This window comes from Leifsonia naganoensis (assembly GCF_013410615.1).
GTDB classification, from domain to species: domain Bacteria; phylum Actinomycetota; class Actinomycetes; order Actinomycetales; family Microbacteriaceae; genus Leifsonia; species Leifsonia aquatica.
Map to the genome: position 1 here is coordinate 3,725,637 of NZ_JACCHJ010000001.1, position 18,314 is coordinate 3,743,950.

18 protein-coding genes are annotated in these 18,314 nt (G+C 70.4%); 9 read left to right on the forward strand and 9 right to left on the reverse strand.

What is annotated here, in order from left to right:
• Window positions 1–61: 61 nt before the first annotated feature.
• Window positions 62–772, forward strand: a complete 711-nt coding sequence (locus tag HNR14_RS17930; protein ID WP_179702072.1) for a beta-ketoacyl-ACP reductase — start codon at window positions 62–64, stop codon at window positions 770–772.
• A gap of 272 nt (window positions 773–1,044) precedes the next feature.
• On the opposite strand, the gene serB is transcribed toward HNR14_RS17930, so the two are convergent.
• Complete coding sequence (gene serB / locus HNR14_RS17935) at window positions 1,045–1,737, reverse strand: phosphoserine phosphatase SerB (protein ID WP_179702073.1); 693 nt, start codon at window positions 1,735–1,737, stop codon at window positions 1,045–1,047.
• Window positions 1,734–2,978, reverse strand: a complete 1,245-nt coding sequence (locus HNR14_RS17940; RefSeq protein WP_021764430.1) for a glucose-1-phosphate adenylyltransferase — start codon at window positions 2,976–2,978, stop codon at window positions 1,734–1,736. Before HNR14_RS17940 ends, serB begins: the two co-directional genes overlap by 4 nt.
• Before the next feature lie 46 nt (window positions 2,979–3,024).
• Here HNR14_RS17940 and glgA point away from each other — a divergent pair, with 46 nt between their 5' ends.
• The 3 genes from glgA to HNR14_RS17955 all read left to right on the forward strand — a co-directional run bounded on the left by glgA (window position 3,025) and on the right by HNR14_RS17955 (window position 5,407).
• Window positions 3,025–4,206, forward strand: a complete 1,182-nt coding sequence (gene glgA / locus HNR14_RS17945; protein WP_179702074.1) for a glycogen synthase — start codon at window positions 3,025–3,027, stop codon at window positions 4,204–4,206.
• Window positions 4,207–4,230: 24 nt separating this feature from the next.
• On the forward strand, window positions 4,231–5,031 hold the full coding sequence (locus tag HNR14_RS17950) for an ABC transporter ATP-binding protein (RefSeq protein WP_179702075.1): 801 nt from the start codon (window positions 4,231–4,233) through the stop codon (window positions 5,029–5,031).
• 124 nt (window positions 5,032–5,155) lie between these two features.
• Window positions 5,156–5,407: a type B 50S ribosomal protein L31 gene (locus HNR14_RS17955; protein ID WP_021764427.1), complete on the forward strand. Its 252-nt coding sequence runs from the start codon at window positions 5,156–5,158 to the stop codon at window positions 5,405–5,407.
• Between the two features lie 96 nt (window positions 5,408–5,503).
• Here the strand turns inward: HNR14_RS17955 and HNR14_RS17960 are convergent, their stop codons facing one another.
• The 3 genes from HNR14_RS17960 to treS form a co-directional block, all read right to left on the reverse strand.
• Window positions 5,504–5,818 carry a DUF4190 domain-containing protein gene (locus HNR14_RS17960; protein WP_179702076.1) on the reverse strand — a complete coding sequence of 105 codons (315 nt, stop codon included), beginning with the start codon at window positions 5,816–5,818 and terminating at the stop codon, window positions 5,504–5,506.
• A 56-nt stretch (window positions 5,819–5,874) separates the two neighbouring features.
• On the reverse strand, window positions 5,875–6,558 hold the full coding sequence (locus HNR14_RS17965) for a 3'-5' exonuclease (protein WP_179702077.1): 684 nt from the start codon (window positions 6,556–6,558) through the stop codon (window positions 5,875–5,877).
• A 66-nt stretch (window positions 6,559–6,624) separates the two neighbouring features.
• Window positions 6,625–8,334, reverse strand: coding sequence for a maltose alpha-D-glucosyltransferase (treS, locus tag HNR14_RS17970; RefSeq protein WP_021764423.1), 1,710 nt, complete (start codon window positions 8,332–8,334; stop codon window positions 6,625–6,627).
• 135 nt (window positions 8,335–8,469) lie between these two features.
• Between treS and HNR14_RS17975 the strand changes: the two genes are divergently transcribed.
• Window positions 8,470–9,399, forward strand: a complete 930-nt coding sequence (locus HNR14_RS17975) for an alpha/beta fold hydrolase (protein ID WP_179702078.1) — start codon at window positions 8,470–8,472, stop codon at window positions 9,397–9,399.
• A complete protein-coding gene (locus HNR14_RS17980; protein ID WP_179702079.1) occupies window positions 9,396–10,496 on the forward strand; it encodes a glycosyltransferase in 1,101 nt (366 codons plus the stop codon). Before HNR14_RS17975 ends, HNR14_RS17980 begins: the two co-directional genes overlap by 4 nt.
• Here HNR14_RS17980 and HNR14_RS17985 read toward each other — a convergent pair.
• Together HNR14_RS17985 and HNR14_RS17990 are read right to left on the reverse strand one after the other, a co-directional pair.
• Complete coding sequence (locus tag HNR14_RS17985) at window positions 10,477–11,076, reverse strand: histidine phosphatase family protein (protein ID WP_179702080.1); 600 nt, start codon at window positions 11,074–11,076, stop codon at window positions 10,477–10,479. The genes HNR14_RS17980 and HNR14_RS17985 overlap by 20 nt on opposite strands.
• 46 nt (window positions 11,077–11,122) lie before the next feature.
• Entirely contained in the window at window positions 11,123–11,968 is an 846-nt protein-coding gene (locus HNR14_RS17990) for a Sir2 family NAD-dependent protein deacetylase (RefSeq protein WP_179702733.1), read from the reverse strand.
• A gap of 80 nt (window positions 11,969–12,048) precedes the next feature.
• On the opposite strand from HNR14_RS17990, the gene HNR14_RS17995 reads away from it, so the two are divergent.
• Both HNR14_RS17995 and HNR14_RS18000 read left to right on the forward strand, forming a co-directional pair.
• Window positions 12,049–12,873, forward strand: coding sequence for a TrmH family RNA methyltransferase (locus HNR14_RS17995; RefSeq protein ID WP_179702081.1), 825 nt, complete (start codon window positions 12,049–12,051; stop codon window positions 12,871–12,873).
• Window positions 12,874–12,892: 19 nt separating this feature from the next.
• On the forward strand, window positions 12,893–14,149 hold the full coding sequence (locus tag HNR14_RS18000) for a D-alanyl-D-alanine carboxypeptidase family protein (protein ID WP_343064530.1): 1,257 nt from the start codon (window positions 12,893–12,895) through the stop codon (window positions 14,147–14,149).
• A 21-nt stretch (window positions 14,150–14,170) separates the two neighbouring features.
• On the opposite strand, the gene HNR14_RS18005 is transcribed toward HNR14_RS18000, so the two are convergent.
• The gene (locus tag HNR14_RS18005; RefSeq protein WP_179702082.1) at window positions 14,171–14,962 is read right to left on the reverse strand and encodes an SGNH/GDSL hydrolase family protein; all 792 of its coding nucleotides are present in this window, start codon (window positions 14,960–14,962) and stop codon (window positions 14,171–14,173) included.
• 139 nt (window positions 14,963–15,101) lie between these two features.
• Between HNR14_RS18005 and HNR14_RS18010 the strand changes: the two genes are divergently transcribed.
• Window positions 15,102–16,883: a DEAD/DEAH box helicase family protein gene (locus HNR14_RS18010; RefSeq protein ID WP_179702735.1), complete on the forward strand. Its 1,782-nt coding sequence runs from the start codon at window positions 15,102–15,104 to the stop codon at window positions 16,881–16,883.
• Between the two features lie 45 nt (window positions 16,884–16,928).
• On the opposite strand, the gene gdhA is transcribed toward HNR14_RS18010, so the two are convergent.
• Window positions 16,929–18,278 carry an NADP-specific glutamate dehydrogenase gene (gene gdhA, locus HNR14_RS18015; RefSeq protein WP_179702083.1) on the reverse strand — a complete coding sequence of 450 codons (1,350 nt, stop codon included), beginning with the start codon at window positions 18,276–18,278 and terminating at the stop codon, window positions 16,929–16,931.
• Window positions 18,279–18,314 lie beyond the last annotated feature (36 nt).

Genomic DNA, 18,314 nt, shown 5'->3' on the forward strand with positions numbered 1-18,314 from the left:
GATTCCCCTCAAGCGTACGTCCATAGACTGGTACCCGTTCGATTCGAGAGGAAATCACCACATGACCACGCAGCGCACCGTGCTCGTCACCGGCGGAAATCGCGGGATCGGCTACGCGATCGCCGAGGAGTTCGTGGCCCAGGGCCACCGCGTCGCCGTCACCGCCCGCTCGGGCGAGGGGCCGGAGGGAGCGCTCGCCGTGCGCGCCGATGTGACCGACACCGCGTCGATCGACGCCGCGTTCACCGAGATCGAGCAGAAGCTCGGCCCGGTGGAGGTCGTCGTGGCGAACGCCGGCATCACCAAGGACACCCTGCTGATGCGCATGACAGACGAGGAGTTCGACAGCGTCATCGAGACGAACCTCGGCGGCGCGTTCCGCGTCGTCAAGCGCGCGAACAAGGGCATGCTGAAGGCCCGCTTCGGCCGTATCGTGCTGATCTCGAGCGTCGTCGGCCTGTTCGGCGGCGCCGGTCAGGTCAACTACGCCTCGTCGAAGGCCGGCCTGGTGGGCATGGCGCGCTCGATCACCCGCGAGCTGGGCGCCCGCGGCATCACCGCGAACGTCGTCGCGCCGGGCTTCATCGAGACGGACATGACGGCCGCGTTGCCGGAGACGCAGCAGGCCGAGTACAAGAAGAGCATCCCCGCCGGCCGCTTCGCGTCGCCGAGCGAGGTCGCGAAGGTCGTCGCGTGGGTCGCGGGGGACGACGCCGGGTACATCTCCGGCGCGGTCATCCCGGTCGACGGCGGCCTCGGGATGGGGCACTAGCCGCCCTCCCGCGCCGCACGTTTCGAACGGAGGACGATCCGCCAGTACACGGGCGGATCTCCTCCGTTCCCTGCGTTTCAGGCTCGCCACCCTGAAAACTCCTCCGTTGCCGGCGATGTGGGTAACGGAGGGAGCGTGGCGGGACACGCCCGGGAATCGCAGGCTACGGAGGAGATTCGCGGCGGAGGGCGCGACATGTCCTCCCTTCCCGGCGCGCGGTAGGGGGCGGGGCGGGGCAGCGAGTCCGGGGTGAGCCGGCCAGAGTCACCCGCTCAGCCGCGGAGGCCGAGCAGGGGGAGGACCTGGGCGAGGTCCTGACGGTCGACGACGAGGTCCGCCTCGGCGCGCACGCGCGGTTTGGCGTTGAAGGCGATCGAGAGGCCGGCCTCCGCCATCATCAGGAGGTCGTTGGCACCGTCGCCGATCGCGAGCGTGCGCCGGAGCGGAACGCCGGCGGCGTCGGCCCACTCGCGCAGAGCCTCGGCCTTGGCGGCGGCGTCGATGATCGGGCCCTCCACCTCACCGGTCAGGAGGCCGTCGCGCACGGCGAGCCGGTTGGCGCGCCAGTGGTCCAGACCGAGCCGGGCGCCGAGCGGGTCGAGGAGCTCGTGGAAGCCGCCCGAGACGACGCCCACGCGTCCTCCGGCGGCCTGCACGCCCGCGACGAGCTCCGGGACGCCGTCGGTGACGCGGATGCGCCGACCGACGCGCTCGAACACCGACACGGGCAGGCCGGCCAGCGCGCGGACGCGCTCGCGCAGGCTCTGGGCGAAGTCGAGCTCGCCGCGCATGGCGCGTTCCGTGATCTCGGCGACCTCGGCGCGCGCGCCGGCCTCGTCGGCGAGGAGCTCGATGACCTCGTCGTGGATGAGGGTCGAGTCCGCGTCGAGGACGACGAGGAATCGTTGAGGACTCTCAGGAACGGACGGCCGGGGGGATTGCGGTTGTGTGCGTGCGGACGTCATGGAACGACGTGGACTCCCTTGCCGACGACGGTGATGCCGGACTCCGTGACGGTGAAGCCGCGTGCGCGGTCCCTGGCCGGGTCGACGCCGATGCTGGCGCCCTCGGCGACCACGACGTCCTTGTCCAGGATCGCGCGGCCCACGAACGCGTTCGGCTCGATCACGGCGCGCTCGAACACGACGGAGTCGACGACCTTCGCCCCGGAGTCGACCTTCGCCCACGGCCCGAGCACGCTGCGCTCCAGGTGGGCGCCCGAGATCACGGATCCGAGCGAGACGATCGAGTCGATCGTGGTGCCCAGGGATCCGCGGCCGTCGCGCACGATCTTCGCCGGCGGCGAGTTGAGCACCATGCTGAAGATCGGCCACTCGCGGTTGTACAGGTTGAAGACGGGGAGGGCCGAGATGAGGTCCTGGTGGGCCTCGAAGAACGAGTCGATCGTCCCCACGTCGCGCCAGTAGTAGCGGTCGCGGTCGGTGGATCCCGGCACGTCGTTGCGGCTGAAGTCGTAGACGCCCGCCTCGCCGCGCGCGACGAAGTCCGGGATGATGTCGCCGCCCATGTCGTGGTTGGAGTCGGGGCGGTCGCCGTCGCGGATGACGGCGTCGATGAGGGCGTCCGCGTCGAAGACGTAGTTGCCCATGGAGGCCAGGACCTCGCCGGGCGAATCGGGCAGGCCCACCGGGTCGCTCGGCTTCTCGCGGAAGGCGGCGATGCGGTCGGGGTGGGCCGCATCCACCTCGATGACGCCGAACTGGTCGGCGAGCGAGATCGGCTGGCGGATGGCCGCGACGGTGGCCGCCGCGCCGGAGTCGATGTGCGCCTGGATCATCTGCGCGAAGTCCATGCGGTAGACGTGGTCGGCGCCGACCACGACCACGATGTCGGGCTTCTCGTCGCGCAGCAGGTTGAGGCTCTGCAGGATGGCGTCGGCCGAGCCGCTGAACCAGCGCTTGCCGAGACGCTGCTGGGCGGGCACCGACGCGATGTACGAGTTGAGCATGCCGTCGAGGCGCCAGGTCTGCGAGACGTGGCGGTCGAGGCTGTGGGACTTGTACTGGGTCAGCACGACCATCTGGCGCAGCTGGGAGTTGATGAGATTCGAGAGTGCGAAGTCGATGAGCCGGTACTGTCCGCCGAACGGGACGGCGGGCTTGGCCCGGTCGGCCGTCAACGGCATCAGCCTCTTGCCCTCCCCGCCCGCGAGTACGATGCCGAAGATCTTCCTGCCTGCTGCCATGCCACCACAGTAGAGGCAACCGGAGGGCTGTACTAGCGTTCAGGACATGCGCGTTGATCTTCTGACCCGGGAGTACCCGCCGGACATCTACGGCGGCGCCGGGGTGCACGTGACCGAACTGGTGCGCGCACTGCGCGCGGACATCGAGGTGGTGGTTCGCTGCTTCGGCGAGCCCCGCGATGCGCTGGACACGGTCGCGTACCGTGTGCCGGCCGAGCTGCGGGAGGCCAACGGTGCGCTGGCGACGCTCGGCGTCGACCTGCAGATGGCGCAGGACTGCGGGGGAGCCGACGTGGTGCACTCGCACACCTGGTACGCCAACGCCGGCGGCCACCTCGCCAAGCTGCTGCACGACGTGCCGCACGTGGTCACCGCGCACAGCCTCGAGCCGCTGCGGCCGTGGAAGGCCGAGCAGCTCGGCGGCGGGTACCGCGTGTCGAGCTGGGCCGAGAAGACCGCGTTCGAGGCGGCCGACACCGTCATCGCCGTGAGCGAGGGGATGCGGCGCGACATCCTGAACGCCTACCCGTCGCTCGACCCCGGGCGTGTCACCGTCGTCTACAACGGCATCGACCTGGAGCGCTGGACGCCGATCTCGGACGACGATCGCGCGCGTGCCCTCGGCATCGACCCGTCGCGGCCCGCGGTGGTCTTCGTCGGCCGCATCACGCGCCAGAAGGGGCTGCCGTACCTGCTGCGCGCGGCGCGCCTCCTGCCCCCGGACGTGCAGCTCGTGCTCTGCGCGGGTGCGCCGGACACGCCCGAGATCCTCGCCGAGGTGAGCGGGCTCGTCGAGCAGCTGCAGGCCGAGCGCGACGGCGTCGTGTGGATCGACCGGCTGCTCACCAACGAGGAGCTGCGCGTCGCACTCACCGCCTCCACGGTCTTCGTCTGCCCGTCGATCTACGAGCCGCTCGGGATCGTGAACCTCGAGGCGATGGCGTGCGGCCTGCCCGTCGTGGGCACTGCCACCGGCGGCATCCCCGAGGTGATCGTCGACGGCGTCACGGGCCGTCTCGTGCCGATCGAGCAGCTGCAGGACGGCACCGGGACCCCGACGGACCCGGAGGCGTTCGTGCACGACCTCGCGGCGGCGCTGACGGAGGTCGTGAGCGACCCGGAGCGGGCCGCCCGGATGGGCGAGGCCGGTCGGCAGCGCGCGGAGACGTCGTTCAGCTGGTCGGCCATCGCCGAGCAGACGCGCGACGTCTACCGGTCGGTGAGCTAGCGCCGAGTGGGTAGGCTAGGAGGCATGGCCAGCAGTGTTCTCCAGCTCTCAGACGTGTCCGTGACCCGGGACGGCACCGCCGTCCTCCAAGGAGTCGACTGGACCGTGGAGCCGGACGAGCGCTGGGTCGTGCTCGGCCCGAACGGCGCGGGAAAGACCACCCTGCTGCAGATCGCGGCCGCGGCCCTGCACCCGTCGTCCGGCGAGGCGATCGTCCTCGGCGAGACGCTGGGCCAGAGCGATCTCGCGGAACTGCGTCCGCTGCTCGGCTTCGCGTCGAGCGCGCTGGCCCGTCGCATCCCGCGCAACGAGACCGTGCTCGACGTGGTCATGACCGCCGCCTACGCCGTCACCGGCCGCTGGAACGAGCTCTACGAGGAGATCGACGAGCGCCGCGCCCTGCGCGTGCTCGCCGAGTGGCGCCTCGAGCACCTCGCCAAGCGCACCTTCGGCAGCCTGAGCGACGGCGAGCAGAAGCGCGTGCAGATCGCGCGGTCGGTCATGACCGACCCGGAGATCCTGCTGCTCGACGAGCCGGCCGCGAGCCTCGACCTCGGCGGCCGCGAGGAGCTCGTCCAGCTGCTCGGCGGCTACGCCAGCGACGCCAAGTCGCCGGCGATCGTCATGGTCACCCACCACGTCGAGGAGATCCCGCTCGGCTTCAACCGCGCGCTCCTGCTGAAGGACGGCCGGGTCACCGCGCACGGCCCGATCGGCGAGGTGCTGACGAGCGAGAGCCTGAGCGAGACCTTCGGTCTCGACATCGAACTCGTCGAGAGCGACGGCCGTTACACCGCCCGGGCGCGTCAGGCGACCGCAGGCTGAGTCATCTGCTAAACTCGATAGCTGGCTCCCGAGTCATTCTGCCTCGTGGCGGCCGAGAGCTTTCCGCCCGTGCCTCTGGCGTGCGGGCCCGACCGACCGAAACCAACGCAACAAGGAAGTCCTGATGAAGACTGGCATCCACCCCGACTACGCTCCGGTTGTTTTCCGCGACCTGGCCTCGGGTGCGACGTTCCTCACCCGTTCCACCGTCTCGAGCGAGAAGACGATCGAGTGGGAGGACGGCAACAGCTACCCGGTGATCGACGTCGAGATCTCGTCCGAGTCGCACCCGTTCTACACCGGCAAGCAGCGCATCCTCGACTCGGCCGGCCGCGTCGAGAAGTTCAACTCGCGCTACAAGAACTTCGGCAAGTAGTCCGCACGGCTCCGGCCGTCGCGAACGAAGAGGCCCCCGTCACACGACGGGGGCCTCTTCGTGTCGATCCAGCGGGTCGATCCTGCGGGATGCGGGTCAGTAGTTGTTGTAGTTGGCGGCGGCGACACCCAGCGACGCGATGACGATGATCGTGATGATGATGCCGAGCACGATCTCCACCAGGCCGATGATGACGGCGGCGAGAGCGAGGCCGCGACCCTGCTCACCGGTGCGCTTGATCTGCGAGAGGGCGACGAAGCCCAGGATGACGCCGACGATGCTCACGAAGAAGGCGAGGATGAAGCCCACGATCGCCATCGTGTTGTAGCCGGGCTGCGCGGTCGGCGCGCCGGCGTATTGCGGCTGCTGCTGAGGCGGGAGGGGCTGAGGGTTCAGGTTGGGATCGCTCATGCCGACGACACTAGCGTTCGGCGTGTCGGGGGAGAACCCCCAGCCCGGGAGGCGTGCTAGCGCAACGGCCAGTCGCCGGAGGCGGTGAACTCGGGGTCGCGGACGCGCCGCATGTACTCCTGGAAGTCGGCGGCCTGCTCCCGGCACCAGTCGATCTGCTTGAGGTGCAGCTCGGCGGCCTCGATGGCGAGGTGTTCGGCATGCCGCTGGGCCATCGCCTGCGCGACCCGGCCGGCGGCGATCGCGTCGGCGCCCGCGTCGTGCGCGTCGATCAGCGAGACGCCGTAGTGGCCCGCCGCGACCGTCAGCGTGCGCTTGCCCGGGCGGAACTTGTCGACGGCGCGGTCGATGACCAGCGGGTCGATGATCGGGCCGGGGGAGTCCAGCGGCTCGACGCCGTGGCGCTTCGCCTCCCGGTCGAGCAGCGTGAAGTCGTAGGGGGCGTTGTAGGCGACCACGGGGACGCCGCGGGCGAAGAGCCGGCGGAGCTGGTCCACGATCGCCGCGACGCCGGCAGGAGCCGCCATGCCCTTCTCGCGCGCGAGCTCGGTGGTGATGCCGTGCACGGCCGTCGCCTCGGCCGGGATCTCCATCCCGGGGTCCAGCAGCCAGTAACGGCCGTGGACGACCTCGCCCTGCTCGTTCAGCAGGCCGACGTGCGCGGTGACGATGCGGGCCGTCTCGACGTCGATGCCGGTGGTCTCCAGATCGAAGACGCCGAGCTCGTGATGCCAACCCATGTGTTCAGGGTACGAGGAGCGGCCGACACCGCCCGGTCGCCACACCGGGCGGGTCGCCGACGCGCATCAGTCGTGACGCGGCTCGATGTGCAGCCAGTAGAAGTTCTGGGTGCCGAGCGTGAGCGTGAACCGGCCGTCCTCTGCGACGGTCGGGAACTCCGCGCCGCCGAACATGTCGTACAGCGTGCGTCCCGCGAGCTCGGGAGCATCGAGCGTCACCGAGATCGGGTTGTGCGCGAACGAGAAGACGCAGAGCACGTCCTCCGGCTGGTCGCCGAAGTGCGTCCCGCTGCCCTCGTAGGACCGTACGAACGCGAGCACGGACTCGTGGTCGGTCTCGAGCACGCGCATCGAGCCCAGGCCGAACACCGGGTGGGCCTTGCGCACGTGGATGACGTTGCGCACCCAGTGCAGGAGCGAGCGGGACTGCGCGAGCTGCGCCTCCACGTTCACCTGGTTGTAGTGGTAGACCAGCGACTGCACGATCGGGAGGAACAGCTTGCCCGGGTCGGCGGTGGAGAAGCCGCCGTTGCGGTCGGGCGTCCACTGCATCGGGGTGCGGGAGCTGTCGCGATCGGGCAGCCAGATGTTGTCGCCCATCCCGATCTCGTCGCCGTAGTAGAGGAAGGGGCTGCCGGCGAGCGAGAAGAGTAGGGCGTGCGCGAGTTCGAGCTCGGCGCGCGAGTTGTCGAGCAGGGGCGCCAGGCGGCGCCGGATGCCGATGTTGGCGCGCATCCGCGGGTCGTACGCGTACCAGCCGTACATCGCCTGCCGGTACTCCTCGCTGACCATCTCGAGCGTGAGCTCGTCGTGGTTGCGCAGGAAGACGCCCCAGGCCGCGCCGTCGGGCGTGTCCGTCGTCTCGGAGAGCACACGGACGAGCTCCGTCGCCTGCTGCGAGCGCAGCGCGTAGAAGATGCGGGGCATGACGGGGAAGTCGAAGGCCATGTGGCATTCGGGCTCCTCGTCGCTGCCGAAGAAGGCCGCGACCTCGCGGGGCCACTGGTTCGCCTCGGCGATCATCATGCGGCCCGGGTACTCGCGGTCGACCATCGCGCGGAGCTTCTTGATGAACTCGTGCGTCGGGGGCTCGCCCTCGCCGTTGCCCTCCTCCGACTCGTAGAGGTACGGGATGGCGTCGAGCCGGAAGCCGTCGACGCCGAGGTCGAGCCAGAACCGGACGATGTCGTACATCGCGTCGTGCACGGCCGGGTTCTCGAAGTTGAGGTCGGGCTGGTGCGAGAAGAAGCGGTGGAAGTAGTACTGGCGCCGCGCCTCGTCGAATGCCCAGTTGGAGTCCTCGGTGTCGACGAAGATGATGCGGATGTCCGGGTACTTGTCGTCCGTCTCGTTCCAGACGTAGAAATCGCCGTACGGTCCCTCGGGGTCGGAGCGGGACTGTTGGAACCACTCGTGCTGGTCGGAGGTGTGGTTCATCGGCAGGTCGATGATGATGCGCATGTTGCGCTCGTGCGCCTTGGTGACCAGGTCGCGGAACTCGTCGATCGTGCCGAACTCGGGGAGGATCGCCTTGAAGTCCGACACGTCGTAGCCTCCGTCGCGCAGGGGCGACTGGAAGAACGGCGGAAGCCAGAGCGCGTCGATGCCGAGCCACTGCAGGTAGTCGAGCTTGGAGGTCAGCCCGGCGAGATCTCCCGAGCCGTCTCCGTTGCTGTCGACGAACGAGCGGACCATGACCTCGTAGAAGACCGCGCGGCGGTACCACTGGGGGTCGAGGGTGAGCCCGGGCAGCGTGATGGGCGCGGTGAAACTCACGGTTCTCCTTCTGGCGCGAGGCCGTATGCAAGCGGTTACAACCAGTGAAGTCTAGGGGGTCTGCGCAGTGGCCTGTCCAGTCCGCTCTGGACATTCACGAAGTGGATGCCCGCGGCTTGCCTAGACTTGTCTGCGATGACCACCTCGACGAGGAACACAGCCTCACCATACGCCGACGCCCTCGATCGCATACCCGTGCGCCAGGGCGGGTTCGACCTCCTGGGCGGGACGACCCGGTACTGGGACTACGGCGACCCGGATGCGGCCACGACCGTCGTGGTCGTCCACGGGTTCCGCGGCGATCACCACGGCCTGGAGCCGGTGGTGGCGCAGCTGCCCGGTCTGCGGATGATCTCGCCCGACCTGCCGGGGTTCGGCGAGTCCACGGCGCTGACCGAGGCGGCGCACGACATCCCCGGCTACAGCCGCTGGCTGCGTGGATTCGTCGCGGCTCTCGACCTGCCGGGCTGCGTCGTGCTGCTGGGGCACTCGTTCGGGTCGATCGTGGTGGCGGGCGCGCTGGCGACACGGGAGGCCGGCGATCCGCTGCGCCCGGAGTCGGTCGTGCTGGTGAACCCGATCGGTCAGCCGGCGTTGAAGGGCCCGCGCGGCATCCTTACGCGCCTGGCGATCTTCTACTACTGGCTGGCATCCGTGCTCCCGGAGCGCCTGGGCTTCGCCCTCTTGCGCAACCGCCTGATCGTCCGCGTCATGAGCGAGGCCATGGCGAAGACGAAGGAGCGCGGGCTGCGCGCGTGGATCCACGACCAGCACCACCGCTACTTCTCCGCGTTCAGCGACCGCCGGGTCGTGCTGGAGGCGTTCCGCGCGTCCGTCTCGCACGACGTGAGCGAGTTCGCCGCGCGCATCCCGGAGCCGACCCTGCTCGTGGCCGCGGTCGACGACGACATCACGCCGATCGAGGCCGAGCGGCGCCTGCAGACGCTGTTCCCGGATGCGCGGCTCGTCGAGATCGCGGGCGTCGGGCACCTGATCCACTACGAGAAGCCGCTCGAGGCGGCGGCGGCGATCCGGGAGTTCCTGGCCGGGGAGGACGCCGCGTGAAGGTCCTCTTCGACTGCCGCTACACCCGCATCGGCCGCCACGACGGGATCAGCAGGTACACCGCCGGCCTGGTGAGCGCCCTGGCGGAGCGACACGCGGTCACCATGCTCATCAGCGACCGCCGCCAGCTCGAGATGCTGCCGGACCTGCCGTGGGAGCTCATCGGCTCGCCGACGGCCGTGGGCGAGCCGTGGGTTGCGCGCCAGGTCAACCGGCTGGCGCCCGACGTGGTGTTCACGCCGATGCAGACGATGGGCGGCTTCGGTCGCCGCTACCGGCTGGTGCTGACCGTGCACGATCTCATCTACTACCGCCACCCGACGCCGCCGCGCGACCTGCCGGCGTTCGTGCGCGGGCTGTGGCGGCTCTACCACCTCTCGTGGTGGCCGCAGCGGATGCTGCTCAACCGCTCGGACGCCGTGGTGACGGTGTCGCAGACGACCAAGAAGCTCGTCGCCGAGCACCGGCTGACGAAGCGCCCGGTGTACGTCGTGCCGAACGCGGCGGACATGCCCGCGATCCCGGAGGAGCGCGCCTCCCGCACCGCACCGGAGACGAAGAGCCTCGTCTACATGGGCTCGTTCATGCCGTACAAGAACGTGGACACGCTCGTGCGCGCCGCCGCCCTCCTGCCGGAGTACGAGCTGCACCTGATGAGCCGCGTCTCGGACACCGAGAAGGAGCGCCTCGCCTCCCTCGCGCCCGCAGCCCGCCTGGTCTTCCACGACGGCGCGAGCGACGAGGAGTACGCGGAGACCCTCGCGGCGGCGACCGCCCTGGTCACCGCGTCCCGCGACGAGGGGTTCGGCATCCCGCTGGTGGAGTCGATGACGCTCGGGACGCCCGTGATCGTCAGCGACATCCCGATCTTCCGCGAGATCGGGGGAGAGGCGGCGCTGTTCTTCGAGGCCGACTCCGCCGAGCAGCTCGCGCAGCGCGTGCGGCAGCTGGAGGAGGACGGCGTCTGGGCGTCGCGCTCGACGGCCTCCCGGGCCGAGGCGGCGCGCTTCACGTGGGAGGGGTCGGCGGAGCACCTGCTCACAGTGCTGACCGCCACGACAGCGCGGGCCGACCGCGTCACATCACGGAGGCGGTGAGCAGGTCGCGGTCCTCCGGGCCGAGGTTGAAGCGGTCGAGCCGGAGCACGCCGTCGTCGTAGACGAACCGGTGGACGGAGCCGTTGGGGATGACCTCGCCCGGGCCGGGCAGCGCGTGGTCGGTGACGTGGCGCACGAGCGAGCCGATGACGCCGCCGTGGCTCACCACGATGAGGCTCTCGTCGGGATGGGTCTCGCCCAGCTCCAGCAGGGCCGGGAGGGCGCGCCTCACGACGTCGTCGCGCGACTCGCGGCCGGGGACGGGCGTGCCCTCGGGCCAACGCTCGAGGATCTGGGCTCCGGTGAGCCCCTCCGCCTCGCCATAGTTGCGCTCGGCGACCGCGGGCAGCGCCCCGGGCTCGCCCAGCCCGAGGTGCGACGAGATGATGCGCGCGGTCTCGAAAGCGCGGCCCAGCGGGCTCGCGTAGATCGCGTCGAACCGGCCGCCGGCGAGCGCGCGGCCGGTCGTCTCCGCCTGCGCGCGCCCGGTGTCGTTCAGAGGGATGTCGCTGGAGCCCTGGATGCGCTTGGTGAGGTTCCAATCGGTCTGGCCGTGCCGAACGAGGGAGATGAAGGTCACGCGCGTCCTTTCGCTGCAGGACGCGCCTCGGCGGCTGTGCGGAGTGCTAGGCCAGCCGCCGGGAGAGCTCGACGAGCGTCTCCGTCGTCCCGGCATCCAGCTTAATGGCCGCGCGCAGATCGCCCTTCGTCTCGCCGCGGTTGACGATGACGATCGGCAGCCGCCGGCGCCGCGCCTCCTCCAGCAGGCGGATGCCCGAGTTGACGATGAGCGACGAGCCGGCGATCAGCAGCGCGTCCGACGCGCGCACCATGGCGCTCGCCTCCCGGTACTTCTCGGCCGGGATGAACTCGCCGAAGAAGACGACGTCGGGCTTGAGGTGGCCGCCGCACACCGTGCAGTCGGGCACGACGAAGGAGTCGATGTCGGTGACGATCGCGTCGCCGTCGGGGGCGATCTCGACCGCGCTCTCGGTGTCGATCCATGGGTTGGCGGCGTCGATGCGCGCGGTGATGGCCTCACGGGCGAAGACCTGGCCGCAGACCAGGCAGACCACGCGGTCCATCGAGCCGTGCAGGTCGACGACCCGCTGCGAGCCCGCCTGCTTGTGGAGGCCGTCCACGTTCTGCGTGATGACGCCGTTGGCCGCGCCCGCCGCCTCCAGCGCCGCCAGCGCGCGATGGCCGGCGTTGGGACGCGCGGCGGCGAAGCGGCGGTAGCCGAGGTGACTGCCCGCCCAGTAGCGCTTGCGGTACCGGTCGTCGGCGAGGAACTGCTGGAACGTCATCGGCGTGCGCTTGGGCGCGCCCTCGCCGCGGTAGTCGGGGATGCCGGAGTCGGTCGACACGCCCGCACCGGTGAGCACGGCGAAGCGCCGGCCCGAGAGCAGGGCGACCGTCTCGTCGATCGCTCGCGCGAGCTCGGGCGTCAGCTCCGTCGTCAGCGTGTCCACAGGCACCTCCCGGTCGTCCCCTCCCGAGTCTAAACACCCCAGTTTTCCGAATTGTTTCCGGCGACTGGCAATCTTGAGGGGTGCAGATCCATCGTGTGACCGACCTGACGGCCGACGGCCTCGCCGACTACTCCCGTCTGACCGACGTCGCGCTGCGACGCGTGAGCGAGCCGGAGGGCGGCCTCTACATCGCGGAATCGACCAAGGTCATCACGCGCGCTCTCGCTGCCGGGCACCGCCCGCGGTCCGTGCTGCTGCAGGAGCAGTGGCTGCCCGACGTGGAGCCGTTGCTCGAGCAGTACCCGGACGTGCCCGTGTTCGTGGGCGAAGCGGGCGTGCTCGAGCAGCTCACCGGGTACAACCTGCACCGCGGCGCGCTCGCGGCGATGCACCGGCCCGTGCTGCCCGATCCGCGCGACCTGCTCCGCAACGCGCGCCGGGTCGTGGTGCTGGAGGACATCGTCGACCACACGAACGTCGGGGCGATCTTCCGTTCGGTCGCGGGCCTCGGTGCGGACGCGGTGCTCGTGAGCCCGCGGTGCGCCGACCCGCTGTACCGCCGCAGTGTGCGCGTCAGCATGGGGACCGTGTTGCAGGTGCCGTGGACGCGCATCCCGGAATGGGACGAGGCGACCGGGATCCTGCACGACGCGGGCTTCGACATCGCGGCCCTCGCCCTCGCCGACGACGCGGTCACCCTGGACGAGTACGCGGCGGCGCCGCCCGAGCGCATCGCGATGGTGCTCGGCTCGGAAGGGGACGGGCTCTCGCGCCGGGCGCTGGCCTCCGCGGACACGGTCGTCACCATCCCGATGCTGCACGGCGTCGACTCGCTGAACGTCGCGTCGGCCAGTGCCGTGGCGCTCTGGGCGTTGCGGGCGCGTTCTCAGGGGATGCCTGAGTAGTCCCGCTTAGAATTCCAGCGTGTCCCCGCAAGTGCCTGTCGATCCGTCGCGCCGTGTGTCCCGGACGGTCTACCGCCGTCGTCGCTTCGTCGTGTTCGGGATCGGCGGGACGCTGCTGCTCGCCTTCCTCTACATCGCCGGCTCGCTGCTGACGCCCGTCCCGGCGACCGCGGCCTCGGTCACGCACGAGAAGTCGATCGTGCAGCCGGCCGCCCAGCTCGCCTGGCCCGGATACGGCTCGTCCGCCGTCACCGCACCCGACTACTCGGGTGCCACGATCTCCCACGGGAGCGACGCCAGCGTGCCGATCGCGAGCGTGACGAAGGTGGTCACGGCCCTCCTGGTGCTGGATGCGAAGCCGCTGAAGGGCGACGACCAGGGACCGACGATCGACTTCACGCAGAAGGACGTCGACATCTGGAACGAGGTCATCGCGGAGGGCGGATCGTGGGCGCCGGTGCAGGCCGGCACTTCGATGACCGAGAAGGAGGCGCTCACCGCGATGCTGCTTCCCTCGGCCAACAACTACGCGATCTCGCTCGTGAACTGGGCGTACGGCTCCACCTCGGCCTACGTGGACGCGGCCAACAAGTGGCTCGCGGCCAAGGGCTTCACCGGCACGAAGATCGTCACGGCCGACGGGCTGGACCCGGGCAACGTGAGCACGACGAAGGACCTCCTCGGCCTCGGGCAGCTCGTGCTCGACTCGCCCGCGCTGTCGTCGATCGTCTCGCAGAAGACGGCGACGCTCCCCGGTGCGGGCGCGCAGGACAACACGAACACCCTCCTGGGGTGGGAGGGCATCGACGGACTGAAGACCGGCAACACCGACGAGGCGGGCAACTGCCTGCTGTTCTCGGCCGAGGTCGCCGTGGGCAAGTCGAAGGTGCGGGTGCTGGGCGTCGTGCTCGGCGCGCCGACCCACGACGACCTGTGGGCGGGCGTCAAGGCGCTGCTGACCAGCGTGAAGGCGGGCTTCCACGAGGTCTCCGCCTCGACGAAGGGGCAGGTCTTCGGTTCGTACAGCACGCCGTGGAAGGCGAGCTCGGATCTCGTGGCCACGACCGCGACGACGTTCGTCGTGTGGTCGGATCAGCCGATCGAGGTGGCGCTGGAGACCCGTCCCGTGCAGTCCGGGTTCGCCGGCGACGTCGTGGGGAAGGTGACGTTCACCTCCAACGGCAAGACCCAGACCACCGATCTCGCCCTTGCGAAAGATGTGCCCGATCCCGGGTTCGGCTGGCGCCTGGCGCACCCCGGCGGGCTCGGGACCTGACCCGACGGGCCGCGAACGCGCTCAGTCCTCGGTGCGGATGAGGAAGGGCCCGGCCTCCGGCCGCTTGGGCAGCACGTGGTCGCCCGACGACTGGTGGCGGATGCGCCGCAGCACCCACGGCACGAGGTACGCCCGCGCCCACGAGATGTCCTCCGAGCGCGCCTGACGCCAGGTGCGGGCGGGCAGCGGCTCGGGATCGAGCGGCTGGAGGTCGTTCTCCACGTTGAGGGCCGCGAGCACCATGCGTGCGACGGTGTGGTGGCCGAGCGGCGCGAGGTGGAGGCGGTCGGGGGCCCACATCCGCTGGTCCTGGATCTCGGTCAGGGCCCACTGGTCGGCCACGATGCAGTCGTACCGGGCGGCGATGGCGCGGACGTTCTCGTTGTAGATCGCGACCTTGCCGCGGATGCCGCGGAACACGGGGGAGAACCCGACGTCGACGCCCGTGAACACCACGATGGTCGCGCCGTCCCGGCTGAGGCGGGCCACCGCCTGGTCGAAGAGCGCGGCGATCTGGTCGGGGTCGGTGCCCGGGCGGATGACGTCGTTGCCGCCGGCGGAGATGGTGATCAGGTCGGGGCGCAGCGCGAGCGCGGGCTCGACCTGGTCGTCCAGGATCTGCTTGATCAGCTTGCCGCGCACGGCCAGGTTCGCGTAGGCGAAGTCGTCGGTCTGGCTGCTCAGCACCTCGGCGACACGGTCGGCCCAGCCGCGGTGCCCGCCGGGGCTGGCGAGCTCGGGGTCGCCGATGCCCTCCGTGAACGAGTCGCCCAGGGCGACGTAGCGGGACCAGGGATGCTGAGCTTCGACCATTCCTCCATTCTGCATCCGGCGGACCGTCCGTCCAGGCGGATGTCGGACGGAGCGGGTAGATTTGATCCACGTGGAAACGACAGCTGCACCCCTCCCCGCGTTCGAACCGGACGCCGAGTCCGGCGACGAGTCGGACGCCATCGGGGTACACGCGGGCAGCTTCGCGGCCGAGCATCTCTCGCCGTCGTTCCCGGAGCGCGCCGCCTGGGGAACCGCGGGAAAACTGCGCGCGTGGCAGGCCGAGGCGCTCGACACCTACTTCCGGGACGAGCCGCGCGACTTCCTCGCCGCGGCGACGCCGGGCGCCGGTAAGACGACCTTCGCCCTGCGGCTCGCGACCGAGCTGCTCAACCGCCGCGTCATCGAGCGCGTCACCGTCGTCGCCCCCACGGAGCACCTGAAGCGCCAGTGGGCGGAGGCCGCCTCCCGCGTCGGTCTCAACCTCGACCCGGACTTCAAGAACGCCGATGGCCGGTACGCCCGGCATTACAAGGGCGTCGCGGTCACCTACGCGCAGGTCGCCATGCGGCCGAGCCTCCACAAGGACATCACCGAGTCGAGCCGCACCCTGGTCATCCTCGACGAGGTGCACCACGGCGGCGACGCGCTCAGCTGGGGCGACGGCATCCGGGACGCGTTCGAGCGCGCCACCCGTCGGCTCTCGCTCACGGGGACGCCGTTCCGCTCCGACACCGCGCCGATCCCGTTCGTGACCTACCTGCCCGACAAGCAGGGCATCCGCACGTCGCTCACCGACTACAACTACGGCTACGGCCGCGCCCTCTCCGACGGCGTCGTGCGTCCCGTCATCTTCATGGTCTACGCGGGCCACATGCGCTGGCGCACCAAGACCGGCGACGAGATGGAGGCGCGGCTCGGCGAGGGCAACACCAAGGACATCACGTCGCAGGCCTGGCGGACCGCACTCGACCCGAAGGGCGAATGGATCCCGGCCGTGCTCAGCGCGGCCGACCGGCGCCTGACCGAGGTGCGCGGCGCCATCCCGGACGCCGGCGGTCTGGTCATCGCGACCGACCACTACACGGCCCGCGCGTACGCCGACATCCTGCAGCAGATCACCGGCGAGTCCGTCACCGTCGTCCTCTCGGACGAGAAGGAGGCGAGCGACCGGATCGAGGAGTTCTCGAAGGGCACCTCGCGCTGGATGGTCGCCGTGCGCATGGTGTCGGAGGGCGTGGACGTTCCGCGGCTCGCGGTCGGCGTGTACGCGACCAGCGCCTCCACCCCTCTCTTCTTCGCGCAGGCGATCGGCCGCTTCGTGCGCGCCCGGCGCCGTGGCGAGACCGCCTCGGTGTTCCTGCCGAACGTGCCGATGCTGATGGCGCTCGCCAACGCGCTGGAACTGGAGCGCGACCACGCGCTCGACCGGCCGACCGACGGGAACGCCGAAGGCGATCTGTGGAACCCCGAGGACGCGATGATGGCCGAGGCCAACCGCGAGGAGCGGGCCTCGGAGGCGCTGACCGAGGAGTTCGCCTTCGAGGCGCTCGGCTCGGAGGCCAACTTCGACCGGGTCGTGTTCGACGGCAAGGAGTTCGGCAGCTACGCGGTGCCCGGCACCGACGAGGAGCACGACTTCATCGGCCTTCCCGGCATCCTGGAGCCCGACCAGGTGCACGAGTTGCTGCTCCAGCGGCAGCAGCGCCAGTCGCGGCGGTCGTCGGCGCGTCCAGCGGAGGCGGAGGGTCACCCTCCCGCGCCGCTGCACCGCACGCTGAAGGAGCAGCGCCAGCTGCTCAACAGCCTGGTCGGCCTGTACTCGAAGAACTCGGGGGAGCCGCACGGCCTCATCCACGCCGAGCTGCGCCGGGTCTGCGGTGGGCCGGCCGTCGCCCAGGCGAGTGTCTCGCAGCTGCAGGCGCGCATCGAGTACCTGCGCAAACGGCTCGGCCGGCACTGAGCCGACCGAGCCGTTGATCCGCGCGGACGCGGTGGGGTCTGAGCGCTAGATGACGCCGAGCGCCAGCATGGCGTCGGCGACGCGGACGAAGCCGGCGACGTTGGCGCCGAGCACGTAATCGCCCGGCTCGCCGTACTCGGCCGCGGTCTCCGCGCAGCTGTCGTGGATGTTCGTCATGATGTCCGAGAGGCGCTGCTCGGCGTACTCGAACGTCCACGCGTCGCGCGAGGCGTTCTGCTGCATCTCGAGCGCGGAGGTGGCGACACCTCCGGCGTTCGCCGCCTTGCCCGGGGCGAACAGCACGCCCGCCGCGCGGAGCACGGTGACGGCCTCCGGTGTGCAGGGCATGTTGGCGCCCTCGACGACCGCGGCGACGCCGTGGTTGGCGAGGGTGGTGGCCGCCGTGGCGTCGAGCTCGTTCTGGGTCGCACAGGGCATGGCGACGTCGACGTGCGTCGTGGCCGCCAGCGCCCAGATGTCGCCGTTCGGGAGGTATTCCGCGCCGCCGCGGCGTGCGGCGTACTCGCTGAGGCGGCCGCGCTCGACCTCCTTGATCTGCCGCAGCAGGTCGAGGTCGATGCCGGCCGGGTCGTGCACGACGCCGGAGGAGTCGGAGCAGGCGATCACGGTGCCGCCGAGCTGGTGCACCTTCTCGATCGCGTAGATCGCGACGTTGCCGGAGCCCGAGACGAGCACACGCGCGCCGTCGAGGTCGCGGCCGCGGGTCGCGAGCATCCGCTGGGCGAAGAAGACCGCGCCGTAGCCGGTGGCCTCGGTGCGGACGAGCGAGCCGCCCCAGCCGACGCCCTTGCCCGTGAGCACGCCGGACTCGTACCGGTTCGTGATGCGCTTGTACTGGCCGAACAGGTAGCCGATCTCGCGGCCGCCCACGCCGATGTCACCGGCGGGGACGTCGGTGTGCTCGCCCAGATGGCGGTACAGCTCGGTCATGAACGACTGGCAGAACCGCATCACCTCGGCGTCGGACTTGCCCTTGGGGTCGAAGTCGCTGCCGCCCTTGCCGCCGCCGATGGGGAGACCGGTGAGCGCGTTCTTGAAGATCTGCTCGAAGCCGAGGAACTTCACGGTGCCGAGCGTGACGCTCGGGTGGAAGCGCAGGCCGCCCTTGTACGGCCCGAGCGCGGAGTTGAACTCCACGCGGAACCCGCGGTTGACCCGTACGCGACCCTGGTCGTCCGTCCACGGCACCCGGAAGATCAGCTGGCGCTCCGGCTCGGTGAGGCGTTCGAGCACCGCGGCCTCGGCGTAACGCGGGTGACGGTCGAGGACGGGGCCGAGCGAGCCGAACACCTCCCGTGCCGCCTGGTGGAACTCCGGCTCCCCGGCGTTGCGCCGGAGGACGTCGTCGAGCAGGGAGATGAGAGCCGTGGTCAAACGCGTACCTTCTTTCGCACAAGGTTTCTGAGTCTA